A 17,536-nucleotide genomic window follows, 5' to 3' on the forward strand; every position below is an offset into this window, starting at 1 on the left:
CAAACATGAAGCCAATGACCCTACTCTCTCTGGCGATTGCTGGGGCACTGGGTGCCAGCCACGCCGTGGCGGCCCCCTCAACCCCAAGTTTGGACTGGAAGCCACAAAACTATTCTTTTGTTGAAGTCGACGAATATGGCCGCGGATCGTACAAAGATCTGGTGCAACGCGTGGATGAAGTCCAAATTGAAATTAAATGGAATGCCTGGTCCGGTGATGGTGGTGATAGCTACAAGGTGTACTTTGACGATCAGGTCGTTAATCAAGGCACCTTACCGGCAGGAACCAAATCTGGCGTTGTCACTTTCCCCTATGACAAAGGAGGCCGCCACCAGCTTAAACTCGCCTTGTGTGAAGGTGGCGTGGATGGCCAGTGCGCGACCAGTGCCGCCAAACCCATCGTGATCGCAGACACCGACGGCGTGCACCTTGACCCACTGCCGATGAATGTCGACCCGAACAACAATGACTACCCCAAACAGCCTGATACCGTGGTGGGGGCATACTTTGTCGAATGGGGCATTTATGGTCGTAACTTCGATGTCAGTCAGGTGCCCGCGGGGAATCTCACCCACATCTTATATGGCTTTATCCCCATTTGTGGCCCCAATGAGTCATTGGGCGACATCGAAAATGGCAACAGCTTGCGCGCACTAGAGCTCGCCTGCCAAGGCTCAAAAGACTATGAAGTGGTGATCCATGACCCTTGGGCGGCGATTCAGAAAAAACTGCCCGGCACACCAGCTAAAGATCCGATTGGTGGCACTTATGCGCAAATGATGGCGCTCAAGCAGCGCTACCCGGATCTGAAAATTCTCCCATCTGTGGGCGGCTGGACCCTATCAGACCCCTTCTATGATTTCACCGACAAAGCCAACCGTGACGTCTTTGTTGCCTCGATGAAAGAGTTCCTACAAACCTGGAAGTTCTATGATGGGGTCGACATTGACTGGGAGTACCCAGGCGGTGGCGGTGCCAATCCAGATTTAGGCAATCCAGATAAAGATAGCCAAGCCTACGCGGCCTTAATGCGTGAGCTGCGCGCGATGTTGGATGAGCTCGAGGCCGACACGGGCCGTGAGTACCAACTCACCTCGGCCGTCGGGGCCGGTTATGACAAGATCGCCAACGTCGATTACAGCGCCAGCGCGCCGTACATGGATTATATCTTTGCCATGACCTACGACTTTTTCGGCGCATGGAATAATGTCACCGGTCACCAAACCGCCCTTTACTGCGGCAGCCATATGAGTGCCGATGAATGTGATGGTACTGGCGTCGATGATAACGGCGAGCCCCGCAAAGGCCCTGCCTACACGCTCGATAATGGCGTGCAATTACTGCTAGAAAGCGGCGTACCACCGGAAAAAATGGTGATTGGTACCGCGATGTACGGCCGTGGCTGGGAAGGCGTTTTCCCTGCCAATGCGACCGATCCTAGCAACCCGATGACCGCACCCGGTAACGGCCCGATCAAAGGCAGCACCGCAGACGGTATTTGGGAAGCCGGTGTGATTGACTACAAAGGCATCGTCAAATCCATGCTCGGCAGCGCGGGGAACGGTATCAATGGCTTCCAACCCGGTTATGATGAGCAAGCCGAAGCGGCTTATGTTTGGAACCCAGACAACGGTAAGCTCGTCACTTATGACAACCCACGCTCGGTCAAAGCCAAAGGCCAGTATGTGCGCAATCACAACTTCGCCGGTTTGTTTGCTTGGGAAATCGATGCCGACAATGGCGATATCCTCAATGCGATGCACGAGGGATTAGCACAGGATGGTCAACCACCCGTCAATAATGCTCCTACCGTCACCCTTGCGCAGCAAAGCTATACGCTGGCGCCCGGAGCGTCGTTAACCATTGCCGCCAATGGGCGTGATCGGGATGGCGATGCCCTGACCTATCGCTGGCAAGGCGATGCGGCGTTGGCTCTGACCAATAGCGACACGGATTCGGTCACAGTGACCGCCCCCGATGTGAGCACCAGCACCGACTATTCCCTGTCAGTGACGGTATCGGATGGTCAAGCCAATGCGGAGGCCAACACCATCATTAAGGTAGTGGTACCGGGTGAAAACCAAGCCCCTACCGTGGCACCTATCGCCCCTGTTAGCCTGAAAAGCGGTGAGCAAACCAGCGTGACGATTGAGGCAAACGATCCAGATGGCGATACACTCAGCTACACCTACCGTGCATCTGGCGATCTGGCCGTTTCTGGCACCGGTGATCAGGTCACGCTGACCGCGCCCACCGTGACGGAGAATCGCGACTATGTGGTCACAGTCGAGGTCAGCGATGGCGACAAAACCACGCAAGCGCAATTCACAGTAACCGTGACGCCGGCCAGTGGCTTACCAACGTGGGATGAAAACACCGTGTACGTCGGCGGCGATCGTGTCCTATATCAAGGGGTTGAGTATCGCGCCAAGTGGTGGACCAAAGGCCAGCGCCCAGACCAAGGCGACCCATGGGAACGCGTCGGGGATAGCCAAGCCAACCAAAGCAGTGAATGGCAAGCGACCGTCGCTTATTCCGGTGGCGATGAAGTTGAATATAACAACCAACGCTACCAAGCCAAGTGGTGGACGCAAGGCGACAAACCCGGCAGCGCCGCGGTCTGGCAATTACTGTAACGGTTTTTCACTTCCCAAAATGACAAAACGCCCCAAGCTGGGGCGTTTTTCTTCAACGGTGAACAAGAGACACTGCAGTTAACGACGCTGACGCACCGCTTCATACAAGCAAACGCCAGTCGCCACGGACACATTCAAGCTCGACACACTGCCCGCCATCGGAATCCGGATCAGCTCATCACAGGTTTCACGCGTCAAACGGCGCATGCCATCTCCTTCTGCGCCCATCACTAAGGCGAGCGGCCCCACCAATTTGGTGTCGTAAACATCATGATCGGCTTCACCCGCCGTACCCACAAACCACACGCCCTGCTCTTTGAGCGCACGCATGGTTCGCGCTAAGTTGGTGACGCGCACTAAAGGCACGACTTCAGCGGCGCCACAGGCCACTTTTCGCGCCGTGGCATTAAGCTGAGCGGATTTGTCTTTCGGGACAATCACCGCACTCACTCCGGCTGCATCGGCGGTGCGTAGGCACGCCCCCAAGTTGTGGGGGTCAGTTACCCCATCAAGCACCAGCAGCAAGGGGGTCTCGGTGTTGGCGAGGATCGCCTCCAAGTCATTTTCGTTATACTGACGGCCCGCTTTGACACGTGCCACTATCCCTTGGTGCGACGCACCTTGGGTTTTGTCGTCTAAGGCTTTGCGGCCAACTTGCTGAATACTGATCCCCAGCATCGCTAATTCGTTTAGTACAGGCACTAAGCGTTCGTCTTGACGGCCTTTTAGCACCATCACGTCAATAAAGCGAGATGGATCAGTCGCAAGCACGGCTTGGACGGCATGAATGCCGTAAATGGTTTCATTACTCATGGGTTACTTCTTTTTCTTGACCGCTTTAGGTTTTTGCTTCTTCGCCTTTTTCTTGCGTGCTTTTTCCGCAGGCGACTTACCTTTGCCCTTCTTGCCTTTTTTCTCTGCAGGGGCCTTGTCTTCTTCAATGCTTGGCACGGCGCCACGTTTCAGTTGCTGACGCACGGACATTCGCTCGCGACGGGCTTGTGGGTCTTTATTCGACTCCGCACGGCCTTTCTTGCGTTTGTCACGGGCTGTTTTCCCCGGACGACGGGCTTTGCGCTCAGAGCCTACCAGCTCAAAGTCGATTTGTCGCTCATCCAAGTTAACGGATAAGACTTTCACGGTCACCTGATCGCCGAGTCGGAACACACGTCCCGAGCCTTCACCGACCAAGCGTTGACCCACCATATCAAAGCGATAGTAATCATTATCGAGGTTGGAAATATGGACCAAACCATCGATATGTAGCTCATTGAGGCGAACAAAGAGGCCAAAACCAGTGACATTAGCGATCACGCCTTCCAGCTCATCACCAACGTGATCTTGCATGTATTCGCACTTAAGCCAATCAGCCACATCACGGGTAGCATCATCAGCACGGCGTTCGGTTTTCGAACACTGCTCGCCGAGCACATCCATATCGTCAAATGAGTAGTGGTAGCCACCGGTCGGGGTCCAACGGTCTTGGTTTTTACCCGCTTGTTTGGCAATCAAATATTTGAGTGCACGGTGCAACAGCAAATCCGGATAGCGACGAATAGGCGAGGTAAAGTGTGCGTATTGCTTGAGCGCCAAACCGAAGTGGCCTTGGTTATCCGCTTGATACACCGCTTGCTTCATCGAGCGGAGCAACATGGTTTGGATCAGCTCACTGTCAGCGCGACCATGCACCAAATGCATCAGTGCCGCGTAGTCTTTCGGCGTCGGCTCAAGGCCGCCGCTGAGACTCAAGCCTAACTCGCCTAAGAAATCTTTAAAGCCACTGAGGCGCTCTTCGCCCGGCGCTTCGTGGACACGATAAAGCGCAGGCTCTTTGTGTTTTTCCACAAAGCGTGCCGACGCGATATTGGCCAAGATCATACACTCTTCGATGATCTTGTGCGCATCGTTGCGCTCCACCGGCACAATACGGTCAATTTTACGCTGTGCGTTGAAAATAAACTGGGTTTCCACCGTCTCGAACTCAATCGCCCCGCGTTGTTGGCGCGCCTCACTGAGCACTTTGTACATATCGTGCAGGGTCTCTAAGTGCGGGACCAGAGAACGGTAGCGCTCACGCAACTCCTCATCGCCTTCAAGGATATGAGATACCTTGGTATAGGTCAGACGCGCGTGGGAATTCATCACCGCTTCGTAATGCTTGTAGCCAGATAGCGCCCCTGATTCAGAAATCGTCATCTCACACACCATACACAAGCGGTCGACTTGCGGGTTCAGCGAGCATAAGCCATTAGAAAGCACTTCCGGCAACATGGGCACGACTTGGTTAGGGAAGTAGACAGAGTTACCGCGGTTTTGCGCTTCTTTATCCAACGCCGAATCAGGTCGCACATAGTAGCTGACATCAGCAATCGCTACCCACAGACGCCAGCCGCCCGAGCGTTTACGTTCGCAATAGACCGCATCATCAAAGTCGCGGGCATCTTCACCATCGATGGTCACCAGTGGCAAATCACGCAGATCGACACGGCCCTCTTTGGCTTTTTCTGGTACTTCCTCACTCAAGCTTTTCACTTGCTTGAGCACGGCATCCGGCCATTGATGGGGAATATCGTGGGTGCGCATCGCAATTTCGATTTCCATGCCAGGCGCCATGTTCTCGCCCAGCACTTCAACAATCTTACCGACAGGATTGGTTTGTCGGGTCGGGCGCTGCATGATCTCGACCACCACCACATTGCCCATACGCGCACCTTGGGTTTGCTCTTTGTCGATCACGATGTCTTGACCAAGACGGCTATCATCGGGCACGACAAAGCCCATGCCATCTTCCACAAAGTAACGACCCACGATCTGACCTTGGCGCGCCTCAAGTACGCGCACTACACGGGCTTCTTTGCGGCCACGCTTATCGGTGCCGACACCTTGTGCCAAAATCACATCACCGTGCATCACACTACGCATTTGATGATGCGGTAACATCCAATCATCGTGATTGCCTTTGCCTTCTGGGCGTAGAAAGCCAAAGCCGTCTCGGTGACCGATGACAGTGCCTTTGACCAAATCTAACCGCTCAGGTAAGGCGTAGCACTGACGACGGGTAAACACCAATTGGCCATCACGCTCCATGGCGCGCAGGCGTCGACGTAAGCCTTCATACTGTTCATCACCGGCGAGCCCCAAGTGTGCGAACAGATTGTCTCGACTTACCGGCGCTTTAAAGCTGCGTACAACCTCGAGCAGGTGTTCACGGCTAGGGACGGGATTGTCATATTTTTCTGCTTCACGAGCTTGGTGCGGATCGGCCGCAATGCCTGTGGGCGTATTTTTTGTCGAACCTGTGTCTTGCGACATAGACCTTTTCCTATTGGCGTATGTTGATTTCATTATATCTGTTAACTGACGCTAATGCGCCGCGATGATCGCAGTTTGACGTTTTGTTTCAGCGTCTTGCTTGTAAACAACGAGAGGAATATGGCGCAGACACCATATCGAATCAGATTGGAAACAGATGAGTGGCAACGAGTATAACGAATTTGTGTGACAAAATCGCTTATTGTGCTTACCAATAACTGGTGCGACGTTTGGCGCGCGCAATAATGTTTTGTGGCATACGCGCTTCTAACGCAGCACGCAGTTGAGCAATCCGGTTGCGGGTTTGGGTGTCCGCGGTAATGGTTTGATACAACCAACGGTATGCATCTTCATAATCGAGCGGCGAGCCGACATCATCCACCAGCAGCTCAGCCAGTAAGATGCGTGCACGCGTATCACCCAGCGAGGCCGCTTCACGCAGATAAGGAATGGCTCGGCGCTGGTCCTGCTGGACGAGCGTGCCATTGGCATAATAGCGTCCCAGTTGCTCAAGTGCCGCGGGCAAGCCTTGTTGTGCCGCCAGCTTCATGTAGTAAACGCCCAGCTCAGCGTCCTGATCCACACACACGCCCCACGCCAGCATATCACCATATAAAAACTCATAGGCGGGCGATCCAACACGGGTAGCACGTGCTTCAATATCTTGGATCAATTGGCATTCGTCCTGCCTCACTCGCTCAAGGTGAGAGTTGGTTTCGAACAAGGCAATCAATTCGCTCTCTTCATACACAGGCACAGCGGGGCCGACGTCCGCTTTGGCCGCTGCTGTTGACAACAAAAGAGAAAAAACTAGCGTTCGAAACTTCATGCCTACTCGCTATCAAAACAAAAAACTAAGCAGCAGCGTCAGGGCTACCTGTGCCTTTTTTGTATCGGCGCTATGTGAAATGACTTTAGCAAAGGCGGCAAGTTTTTTCCGCTATCGCGCGATCTCGATTCCAAGCTGAGCGAAAAAAGCATTAAAAAAGCCAGCGACAAGGCGCTGGCTTTTATCATTCAAAGCAATTGCTTATTCAGCAAACGGATGTACTTTGATGATGGTTTCGTTGCGGTCAGGACCCGTTGAAACAATATCAATCGGCACACCGGTCAGCTCTTCGATACGCTTGATGTAATCGAGCGCCGCTTGCGGCAGTTCGTCGAGAGATTTCACCCCAAAGGTGTTCTCGCTCCAGCCAGGCATGCTTTCATAGATAGGCTCGATGTTTTCGTACGCGTCAGCGGCCAGAGGTGATACCTCAACGGTTGAACCGTCTGCCATCTTGTAACCGGTACAAATTTTGATTTCTTCCAAGCCGTCCATCACGTCAAGCTTAGTCAGACAGAAACCTGATACTGAGTTGATTTGCACCGCACGACGCATCGCAACCGCATCAAACCAACCACAACGACGTTTACGGCCCGTGGTCGCACCAAATTCGGCACCTTTAGTGCCAAGGTGCATGCCAATCTCATCATCCAACTCAGTCGGGAATGGACCCGCACCGACACGCGTACAATACGCTTTAGCAATACCCAAGATATAGCCAAGGTGACGCGGACCAAAACCAGAACCTGCAGCAACGCCGCCGGCGGTGGTGTTCGATGAGGTAACATACGGATAAGTACCGTGGTCAATGTCTAGCAAGGTGCCTTGTGCGCCTTCAAACATGATTTTGTCACCACGTTTGCGGGCATCATCGAGCTCTTGAGTCACGTCCATCACCATACCGGTAAGGATGTCCGCTTGCTCCATGACTTTCGCCAAGGTCTCTTCATAGCTCACAGGCTCAGCCTTGTAGAAATGCTCAAGCTGGAAGTTATGGAATTCCATCACTTCTTTTAGCTTTTCAGCAAAGGCTTCTTTGTCGAACAGATCGCCAACACGCAAACCACGACGTGCCACTTTATCTTCGTATGCAGGCCCGATACCGCGACCGGTCGTACCGATGGCTTTCTTACCGCGTGCTTGCTCACGTGCTGCGTCAAGCGCAATGTGATATGGCAGGATCAGAGGACAAGCTTCTGACAGGAATAGGCGCTCACGAACCGGCACACCGCGCGCTTCCAGCTCACCCATTTCTTTCAGCAGAGCGTCCGGCGACAGCACAACACCGTTACCGATGATACATTTAACGTTGTTGCGAAGGATACCAGAAGGAATCAAGTGTAGGACGGTTTTCTCGCCGTCGATGACAAGAGTATGACCAGCATTGTGACCGCCTTGATAGCGAACCACGTATTTTGCGTCTTCAGTCAAAAGATCAACGATCTTTCCCTTACCTTCGTCACCCCATTGGGTGCCGAGAACTACTACGTTATTACCCATCTTTTTCGATATGCAGCTAGTTAAAAATGGATTCTAGCACCTTCAAAAAACGGTTGCAGTTATTTTTTAACCATAATGTCGTTTTCTTACCATGGGCTTGTCACGTCAAGCTGACAGCCCCTTGATTAACTCAAGAGGTAATAGGCCAATACCGCACCGATCACCACCAAGCAGCCTCCGATACGTCGCAACTGATTATCCGGCTGTTGGCTCAGTTCAGTCACCATTTGTCGCCATTGTTTAGGAAATAACATGGGCCCCAACCCTTCGACCACCAATACCAGCGCAAGCGCTCCCCATAATGTCGTCATGATTCATCCTCCTACATTGAATCTTGCTGTGCGCGATAAGCCGAAGAAAATAAAAAAAAGACAAGGCGCAGTGCCTTGTCTTTTCTCGCGGTTATTGCGGTTTATTTATTGATCACGTCAGGCTGCTTCATGTATTTGAAGAAGTCACTTTTCGGATCAACCACCAGCATATCGCTCTTGCTGTTGAAGCTCTTACGATAGGCTTGTAGCGAGCGAACAAAGCTATAAAACTCAGGCTCTTTCTTGAACGCGTTAGCAAATAGCTTCGCCACTTCCGCGTCAGCTTCACCACGGGTGATCCGCGCTTGACGCTCTGCTTTAGACAGAATGGTCGCCACTTCTAGCTCAGCTTGCGCGCGAATAATTTCCGCTTGCTCACGCCCTTGTGCACGATGACGACGGGCAACCGCCTCACGCTCGGCACGCATACGTGCATAAATAGACTCACTGATTTCACTCGGCAGGTTGATACGCTTGATACGCAAGTCAATCAACTCAATACCCAAATCACGTGAACCTTCGCTCGCCGCACGATCAAGGACACTTTTCATGACCTCATCACGCTTTTCAGACACGATTTCTTTAATGGTTTTGCTACCGATTTCGGCACGCAAGCCATCCGCGACACGACGCTGCAACAACGACTCGGCAGTCAGTTTGTTACCCCCACCAGTGGACAGGTAATACTGGCCAAAGTCTTTGATACGCCACTTCACGTAAGAGTCAATAATGACGTCTTTTTTCTCGGCGGTAACAAAACGGTCAGCACGGTCATCCATGGTTTGGATACGCGCATCGAGTGTATTGACGCGATCAAACAATGGCAGTTTGAAATGCAAACCCGGCTGATAGATTTTCGCCACGTCGTTATCCGCTTTAAGCACGCGCCCAAAACGGACCACAATGCTACGTTCGCCTTCACTCACCACGAAGATCGACATCAAAAAGACAACAACGGCTAGGACGACAACAGGGATCATCATCTTACGCATGCTTAGTATCTCCCTTCTCGTGATGAACCAGAACGCGGCGCCGACTCTTGCTGAGTTGGCTGTGCGCTTTGTTCAAGCTCAATACCATATTGGCTGCTCGACGTCTCTTTACGCTGGTTCGGTCCAACGGCTGCGCCTCCCATTAGCTTATCGAGTGGGAGATATAACAGATTGCTGTTGCCGCTTTGCGAATCCACCATCACCTTACTGGTGTTGCTGTAGACTTCTTCCATGGTCTGAATATACAGACGATTACGCGTCACACGTGGGGCTTCACGATACTCAGGCAAGAGTTTCTCAAATTGAGACACTTCACCTTGAGCTTCGTTAACCGTACGCTCTTTGTAACCCAATGCGGCTTTTTTCAAGGTTTCCGCACGACCGGTTGCTTTTGGCAATACGTCATTACGATAGGCTTCAGCTTCACGGATAAAGCGCGCTTCATCCTCTCGTGCTGCAATCGCATCATCAAATGCGTCTTTCACTTGCTCCGGTGGGCGCGCATATTGGAAGTTCACATCTACCACCAACAGTCCCATGTCGTACTTGTCGATGATTTTGTTGAGTTCTACTTGGGTACGCTCACGCACTTCTTGACGACCACGGGTGATGATATCGTCCATCAAGGAGTCACCGACCACCGCACGAAGCGCTGAATCTGTCGCTTGACGCAAGCTATCGTCAGCATTGGTGACGCTGTAAAGATATTGCTGTGGATCCATCACGCGGTATTGCACGTCCATTTCAACGTTCACCACGTTCTCGTCTTTGGTCAGCATAAGGCCCGAGCTGTTCAGAGAACGGATAGATTCAACGTTGACGGTGCTGACTGTATCCACAAAGGTAGGTTTCCAGTTCAAACCAGGCTGCACGATCCGGTCATATTGTCCAAAACGCAGCACCACACCCCGCTCGGCTTCGCCGATGGTGTAGAACCCAGAGATCCCCCAAACAATTGCGCCAATCAGTGCTAGTACACCCAGACCGGCGACGCCACCTCCAAAGGATGGACCTTTGCCTTTACGGCCTCCACCGCCTAAGCCACCGAGTTTGCGGCTTAGCTTATTAAATAGTTCATCAAGATCCGGTGGGCCTTGATTCCGGCCACCACGATTGCCCCAGGGGTCTTTATCGGGACCGCCATTGTTTCCTGGCTCATTCCACGCCATTCGCGCTCTCCATCAAATTGATCTGACGATAGTTTTTTACTTTAGCAGCCTAGTCGCTGACGATAAAGTCGCCAAGGTGACTGCCTTCTCTTTTTTCCAGCCGATACCAATCTGTTTGTGGCAAACGCACATCAACGAGTAAGTGACCATCGTCTTGGTACTCCTCGTGCACAATGCAGCGCATCTGACAAAACTTACTGTGCATTCGGCCCGCCATGCTTGGTGGCAACCGCAGGCGATGTTTCACCATGGTGCCAGCCAAACGCTCGGTGAGGGCTTCAAATATCAGCGAAATTCCTTGTCCGGATAGCGCCGAGACCCATACCGCTTGTGGGATCCCCTCGTCGTCTCGTTCAATACGAGGTTCAGCGCGTTCTAGACTATCGATTTTGTTCATGACAATCAGACGAGGCACATCAGCGGCGTCAATTTCTTCTAGCACGCTGTTGACCGCTTCCATATTGTCACGGTACCTGTCATCACTGGCATCGACCACGTGCAGCAGCAAGTCCGCTTCTTGGGTTTCTTGCAAGGTTGCTTTAAATGCAGCCACCAAATCGTGCGGCAGGTGGCGAATAAAGCCCACCGTGTCGGCAAGAATTGAGGGGCCAACATCCTCCACTTCAATCCGACGTAAGGTCGGATCGAGGGTGGCAAACAACTGATCCGCGGCATACACACCCGCTTCAGTGATGCGGTTAAATAACGTTGATTTCCCAGCGTTGGTATAGCCTACGAGTGAGATAGTGGGCACTTCCGCGCGCGCCCGCGCACGACGTCCCTGCTCTCGCTGCTTGGCGACTTTTTCCAACCGACGAAGAATCGCTTTTACCCGATCTCGCAATAATCGACGGTCAGTTTCCAACTGGGTTTCACCCGGCCCGCGCAAGCCAATCCCACCTTTTTGCCGCTCAAGGTGAGTCCAGCCTCGCACCAAACGCGTTGACAGGTGGCGTAGCTGGGCCAGCTCTACCTGCAACTTACCCTCATGGGTGCGTGCACGTTGGGCAAAGATGTCGAGGATCAAGCCGGTTCGATCTAACACTCGACATTTAAATAATTGTTCCAAGTTACGCTCTTGCGCCGGTGATAATGCGTGATTGAAGATCACGACATCCGCACCGACTTGGCGTACGGTGTCGGCGACTTCTTGCGCCTTACCCTCACCGACAAAATACTTAGGATGTGGTGACTGACGGCTGCCGACAACAACTTGCAAGGCATCGACACCCGAGGACGATACCAGCATTTGAAATTCGCTGAGATCGTCCCACTCGCCATCATGGGTAAAATTGATATGAACGAGTACAGCCTGTTCACCGGCCTCGTAACGGTCAAACAAGCAAACAGCTCCTTAGCAAATGAATGCTCACTCCTCAGGTTTATCCTGCTGACGATCACCGTGTGAACGCTCGGCAGAACCCTGGTTATTGTTATGGTGGCTGACTGGACGTGCAGGCACGACGGTTGAGATCGCGTGCTTATACACCATCTGGTTAACCGTGTTTTTCAGCAGAATCACGAATTGATCAAACGATTCAATCTGGCCTTGCAACTTAATGCCATTCACCAAGTAAATGGAAACGGGAATACGCTCACGACGTAGCGCATTTAAGAATGGGTCTTGTAATGATTGCCCCTTAGCCATTATTTCTTTTCCTTATTTGTTTGTAATTGTAGTCAATCTAAGCGGTTAAGCAGCGTCCTTGTCAGGGACAGTATACATTAAGTCTCTGTCTCTGCCGCCAACGCTTTTGTCACCGTTTGTAAAGATAGTGACGGCGAGTCACTATCAAGCCAAGTCACATTTTCCCAGCCGCGAAGCCAAGTAATCTGACGTTTGGCCAACTGGCGCGTCGCGCAAATCCCACGATAAACGGCTTCTTCATGGGTGCAGCGTCCGGCCAAATAATCCCACATCTGGCGATACCCCACGCAACGAATCGACGGTAAATCCGGATGCAGATCACCTCTTTCATACAGCGTGCGTACCTCCTGTTCAAACCCCGCCTCGACCATCTTGGCAAAGCGAAGTTCGATGCGGCGATGCAACTCCCCTCGATCCTGAGGAGTGATTGCGAACTGGTGAACCTGATACGGCAAAGGATCACCTTTTTTCTCCGTTAGCGCCGTTAATGTGTGTCCGGAAACCCGGAATACTTCTAACGCACGCATGATGCGCTGCGGATCATTAGGATGGATCCGCGCGCCCGCAACAGGATCAATATGGCATAACTGCTGATGCAATGCCTCCCAACCGTGCTGCTGCGCCTCTTTTTCTATCGCGTCGCGCACCTCAGGATCTGCACTGGGTAGCGGTGATAACCCCTCGAGCAACGCTTTAAAGTACAACATTGTGCCCCCCACTAGCAGCGGGATTTTGCCTTGGGCAACAATCTCCGCCATCGCGGTGAGCGCATCGTCACGAAAGTCGGCCGCCGAATAGGCTTGCGACGGATCGCGAATATCAATTAGGCGATGCGGGGCCTGAGCCAATTCATCAGCCGTTGGTTTGGCAGTACCAATGTCCATGCCGCGGTAAATCAATGCCGAATCCACACTAATAATTTCCACCGGCAATGTTTTACGTAACGCTATAGCCAGATCCGTTTTTCCTGAGGCAGTCGGCCCCATCAGAAAAATGGCCTTGGGCAACGGATTAGTCATGCTTTAATGCTTCTATCGCTGTGGTCAAGTCAAGACGTTTAAACACGCGCTGATAGCCATGCTGTAACGCCTCGCCCTGCCAATATTGTTCAATTTCCGAAACGGTCTGTACCGCTTGCGCAAGGCTGACGTGATCCGATGCTACTGTCAACTGCTTTGCCAGCCAACTCCACATGCTTGAGCTGTGATCTTCATGGGGTTGATCTGGGGTTAATGACAATAAAAATGCCAACAAGTCAGGAATAAAAGCTTGAAGGTTGGACTGGCGCAGTGGCTGACATACTGTCATGACCATCAACTGTTGTCCTTTTACCTTTATATGGATCCCAAAGCGCCCTAATAAGGTTTGATAGTGCTCAACCGCCTCACATTCTTGAGGCGACGCCGACATCCGTTGCGGGATCAATAGCGGCTGTGCCACTAACCCTTCATCAAGGGCGGGTCGCAACGCGCCCTGCTGACGCCATGTCTGCAAGGCTTGATAATCCGCCAACCACAATGCATCGCCGCGCGCGATCAGTACATAGTGACCGTGAGTCACGGCAAGCACTTTGCCTAACCCACTTTCTGTACGGGCGGGTCGATCGCTGACATCGGCGACCGCCGCCTCCACCGTTGACACAGCCTCAGACACGGCTGGGGCTGATGTTTCCGAGAGTGTGGTCTGCGTGTGCGGCTTTTGTTCTGACGCGTAAGGCGTCATCAGTGCCTGATACGCTTGTGTCGCCTTTTTAGATGGTGGCGCGGGTTGCGAGGAAAACGCGCGACTCCCCGACCATTCCCCTGATTGCCCACCCTCGCGGACCGGCTCCGTGCGCTGGCCGGGATAATCCGGAAAACGGTTCACCGCGGTTTGGTAGTCACTAGCCACCGCAGATGGCCGTGTCTGATAGCTAGCCTGTTCGCGGATCTCACCGGTTTCATTGTCCACCCCCTCTAAGACGGGAGAACTGGCCTGCTGTAATGCATCAAAAATAGCTTGGAAAATAAAGTCATGCACCAAGCGGGCTTGATGGAATCGCACTTCATGCTTCGCGGGGTGTACATTCACATCCACTTGGTGCGGATCCACATCAATGTAAAGAACAAACGCCGCATATTGGTCAGGGGCAAGGCTTTGCTCATAGCCTTGACGAATCGCATGGTTAATCAGCTTGTCTTTCATCATCCGCTGATTGACAAAGCAGTGCTGCATATCATTTTGCTGACGCGCACCTTCTGGCGTACAAATCCATCCCCGAAGCGTCATATCATGATGGGTCAGCTCCACACGCAATGCATGGTCAACAAACTTTTGCCCACATACCGCTTTGAGACGACGCACCGGATCGCCCTGTTCAGGCACACGCCGATACTGACGCACAGGCGTACCGTTGTGACGCAAGTTAATGGTGATATCGAAACGGCTCAGTGCGATACGGCGCAACAGCTCATCAATATGGCCAAATTCGGTTTTCTCGGTACGTAGAAACTTACGTCGTGCGGGTGTATTGAAAAACAAGTCAACCACTTCCACCGTACACCCCACAGGATGCGCCGCAGGCTTCACACTCACGGCCATATCACGGCCTTCCGCATACGCTGACCACGCTTCTTGCTGTTCAGCAGGACGCGAGGTGATGGTCAGGCGAGAAACGGAGCTGATACTCGCCAGCGCCTCGCCGCGAAAGCCTAAACTCATGATCGCTTCGAGATCATCCAAGGTGTGGATTTTTGAGGTGGCATGTCGGCTTAACGCCAACTGCAAATCTGCTTTACTAATTCCGCTACCGTTATCACGCACACGGATCAGCTTACTGCCGCCTTTTTCAATATCGATATCGATACGGGTCGCGCCCGCATCAATACTGTTCTCGACCAACTCTTTGACCACAGACGCTGGTCTTTCGACCACTTCACCCGCGGCGATTTGGTTGGCCAAGCGAGCCGGTAAAATCTGAATGGCCATATCAACTTCCCGGAATGATTAACGTCTGCCCCACCGCCAAGGTGTCAGAGCGCAGCGAGTTGGCTTGCCGCAAGCTTTCAATGGTCACGCCATAATTCGCGGCGATTTTTCCTAAGTACTCGCCACGTTTGACTTTGTGCTTGCGATCCGGCGTCGTGGCGCCGGGAATCGACAGTTTTTGCCCAACCCAAAGCGTGTCCGATTTCAGACTATTGGCTCGGCGAATAGTACTGACCGACACCTGATAGTGCTCGGCAATCTTGCCCAGAAACTCGCCGCGGCTCACGGTATGGGTAACCGTACGCGTCGAAGAGGCACCGTTATCCGCCTTACCGGCGAGTTTAGCGACATCGACATTAGGGATAGACAGCACTTGCCCGACCCGCAACGTGTTAGAGCTTAGCCCATTGGCGGATTTAATCGCCGCGACCGAGCTTTGGTATTTATTGGCGATCAAAGACAACGACTGCCCCGCCGTGACAGTATGTTTTACCCCATTTTTACGGGCAGCGAATAAGGTGCCATCGGGCGGGAAATGTTCAAAATAATTACGGATCCCGTGATAGACCGCATCGGCAAGCCGGCGCTGGTGATCCCGTTGGAACAGGAGCCGTTCTTCTTGTGGGTTAGAAATAAACCCTGTTTCAATTAGCAACGAGGGAATATCAGGCGATTTGAGGACAGCCAAACTGGCGTGCTCAGGGCTCGATTTATGCAGCTTGGTGACTTTACCCAATTCTTTAAGCACCCGGGTCGCCACGTTATAGCCTTCTTTTTGCGAGTTGCTGAACTGCAAATCCAGCACCGCGCGACTCAGGTATTCATCTTCGTTGTTTTGCGCTAATAAGGACCCACCACCCAATAGATTGGATTGCTCTTCGTGCCTTTCAATCCAGCGACCAATTTCACTGTTCGCGCGGCGACGAGATAGCACCCATACCGACGCCCCTCGTGGTTGAGGCTTGTGGAAACCATCGGCATGAATTGAAACCAATAAGTGGGCTTTGTGCTGGCGGGCAATCTCTGAGCGTCGATTCAAATCGACAAAGTAATCACCGGTGCGCGTAAGTACCGCTCGCATCCCAGGTACCGCATTAATGCGGGCAGCGGTTTGCTTGGCGATCGCCAGCGTGACGTATTTTTCAAATTTTCGTGTCGGGCCAACCGCGCCCGGGTCGTTGCCTCCATGACCGGCATCGATCGCCACGACGATATCATCGGTGCCAAACGGCAACGCGGCCACCGTTTCTCGACGCTTCTTTTCCGCGGCACTCAAGTCGGGTTTATTCTTATCGACTTTATCAGGATGAGGCAAATCCACCACCAAGCGGTGGCCATACTCGCCACCCGGGGCCAAAGCGAAGATGTGCGGCTTGGCCGCATCTTTTAACTCAAATACCAATCGATAGGTGGACTTGGCAGGCGGGCTACTTTTGCGAATTTTAGTCAGTATATCGCTGCCCTTGACCGGCTTTGGGAGCGAGGTCGCCAGTGAGCTCTGCTTTAAATCAATGACCAAACGGTCAGGTCGAGTCAGTGAAAAGTAACTAAAGTCTGGCGTATCCGCTAAATCGACCACGACCCGTGTTTCATTAGGCGCAGGCCAAACGCGAATATTTTCAATCTGATTGGCCCAGCCTGTTACGCTGAACAGACCCGCGATCATCAAGGTGCATAGCCGCTGCCACATCATGCTAGTCATCCCATTCTAAGCGATTGATAACCGACACACCGACTTCGGTGTTCGCGGTCAGCGCCACCGTGCGTTGCTCGCCGTCATACTGCAAAGTGATATCAAGATCAGCATGAGGTAACCAGCCCTTCCCTTTTTCCGGCCATTCAATCAGGCACAGTGCCTGTTCATTGAAATAATCCCGAATCCCCATAAATTCCAACTCTTCTGGGTCAGCCAAGCGGTACAGGTCAAAGTGATAGACCTGCCAAGGCGGGAGCTGGTAAGGCTCGACCAAGGTATACGTCGGACTTTTGACGTTACCCGTATGACCCATTGCTTGAACAAATCCGCGACAAAACGTCGTTTTTCCTGCGCCCAGATCGCCATGTAAATAACAGGTTGTGCTTTGCGTACAAGCACGGGCCAACGCTGCCCCAAGGGCAACAGTACTGTCGGCGTCTGCCAACTGGGTATGAAAAGTTTGGGTCATGCTACTA

Annotated in this window: 14 protein-coding genes; 1 reads left to right on the plus strand and 13 read right to left on the minus strand. The window is 52.6% G+C overall.

The features are described 5' to 3' along the window. The first annotated feature begins 5 nt into the window (after positions 1-5). Positions 6-2,636 carry a glycosyl hydrolase family 18 protein gene (locus BZG84_RS10415; protein ID WP_077480284.1) on the plus strand — a complete coding sequence of 877 codons (2,631 nt, stop codon included), beginning with the start codon at positions 6-8 and terminating at the stop codon, positions 2,634-2,636. A gap of 78 nt (positions 2,637-2,714) precedes the next feature. Here BZG84_RS10415 and rlmB read toward each other — a convergent pair whose 3' ends face one another. The 13 genes from rlmB to tsaE all read right to left on the minus strand — a co-directional run bounded on the left by rlmB (position 2,715) and on the right by tsaE (position 17,529). Continuing rightward, on the minus strand, positions 2,715-3,449 hold the full coding sequence (rlmB, locus tag BZG84_RS10420; RefSeq protein ID WP_077480285.1) for a 23S rRNA (guanosine(2251)-2'-O)-methyltransferase RlmB: 735 nt from the start codon (positions 3,447-3,449) through the stop codon (positions 2,715-2,717). A 3-nt stretch (positions 3,450-3,452) separates the two neighbouring features. Beyond that, entirely contained in the window at positions 3,453-5,948 is a 2,496-nt protein-coding gene (rnr, locus tag BZG84_RS10425; RefSeq protein WP_077480286.1) for a ribonuclease R, read from the minus strand. A 208-nt stretch (positions 5,949-6,156) separates the two neighbouring features. Continuing rightward, positions 6,157-6,777, minus strand: coding sequence for a flagellar protein MotX (motX, locus tag BZG84_RS10430; RefSeq protein WP_077480287.1), 621 nt, complete (start codon positions 6,775-6,777; stop codon positions 6,157-6,159). 201 nt (positions 6,778-6,978) lie between these two features. Beyond that, complete coding sequence (locus BZG84_RS10435) at positions 6,979-8,277, minus strand: adenylosuccinate synthase (protein ID WP_077480288.1); 1,299 nt, start codon at positions 8,275-8,277, stop codon at positions 6,979-6,981. Positions 8,278-8,402: 125 nt separating this feature from the next. Beyond that, positions 8,403-8,588, minus strand: a complete 186-nt coding sequence (locus BZG84_RS10440; RefSeq protein ID WP_069589707.1) for a DUF2065 domain-containing protein — start codon at positions 8,586-8,588, stop codon at positions 8,403-8,405. A gap of 101 nt (positions 8,589-8,689) precedes the next feature. After that, entirely contained in the window at positions 8,690-9,580 is an 891-nt protein-coding gene (hflC, locus tag BZG84_RS10445) for a protease modulator HflC (protein WP_077457591.1), read from the minus strand. A gap of 2 nt (positions 9,581-9,582) precedes the next feature. Then, positions 9,583-10,749, minus strand: a complete 1,167-nt coding sequence (gene hflK / locus BZG84_RS10450; RefSeq protein WP_069589710.1) for an FtsH protease activity modulator HflK — start codon at positions 10,747-10,749, stop codon at positions 9,583-9,585. Between the two features lie 49 nt (positions 10,750-10,798). Further along, the gene (gene hflX, locus BZG84_RS10455) at positions 10,799-12,091 is read right to left on the minus strand and encodes a ribosome rescue GTPase HflX (protein WP_069589711.1); all 1,293 of its coding nucleotides are present in this window, start codon (positions 12,089-12,091) and stop codon (positions 10,799-10,801) included. A gap of 27 nt (positions 12,092-12,118) precedes the next feature. Next, positions 12,119-12,397: an RNA chaperone Hfq gene (hfq, locus tag BZG84_RS10460; protein WP_069589712.1), complete on the minus strand. Its 279-nt coding sequence runs from the start codon at positions 12,395-12,397 to the stop codon at positions 12,119-12,121. 77 nt (positions 12,398-12,474) lie between these two features. Beyond that, complete coding sequence (gene miaA / locus BZG84_RS10465) at positions 12,475-13,416, minus strand: tRNA (adenosine(37)-N6)-dimethylallyltransferase MiaA (RefSeq protein ID WP_077457587.1); 942 nt, start codon at positions 13,414-13,416, stop codon at positions 12,475-12,477. Further along, on the minus strand, positions 13,409-15,364 hold the full coding sequence (mutL, locus tag BZG84_RS10470) for a DNA mismatch repair endonuclease MutL (RefSeq protein ID WP_077480406.1): 1,956 nt from the start codon (positions 15,362-15,364) through the stop codon (positions 13,409-13,411). The genes miaA and mutL overlap by 8 nt, the downstream gene beginning before the upstream one ends. A gap of 1 nt (position 15,365) precedes the next feature. After that, complete coding sequence (locus BZG84_RS10475; protein ID WP_077678179.1) at positions 15,366-17,057, minus strand: LysM peptidoglycan-binding domain-containing protein; 1,692 nt, start codon at positions 17,055-17,057, stop codon at positions 15,366-15,368. Position 17,058: 1 nt separating this feature from the next. Then, positions 17,059-17,529, minus strand: a complete 471-nt coding sequence (tsaE, locus tag BZG84_RS10480) for a tRNA (adenosine(37)-N6)-threonylcarbamoyltransferase complex ATPase subunit type 1 TsaE (protein ID WP_077480408.1) — start codon at positions 17,527-17,529, stop codon at positions 17,059-17,061. Between the last annotated feature and the right edge of the window lie 7 nt (positions 17,530-17,536).

This window comes from Salinivibrio sp. PR932 (assembly GCF_001996125.1).
In the GTDB taxonomy this organism is placed as follows: domain Bacteria; phylum Pseudomonadota; class Gammaproteobacteria; order Enterobacterales; family Vibrionaceae; genus Salinivibrio; species Salinivibrio proteolyticus.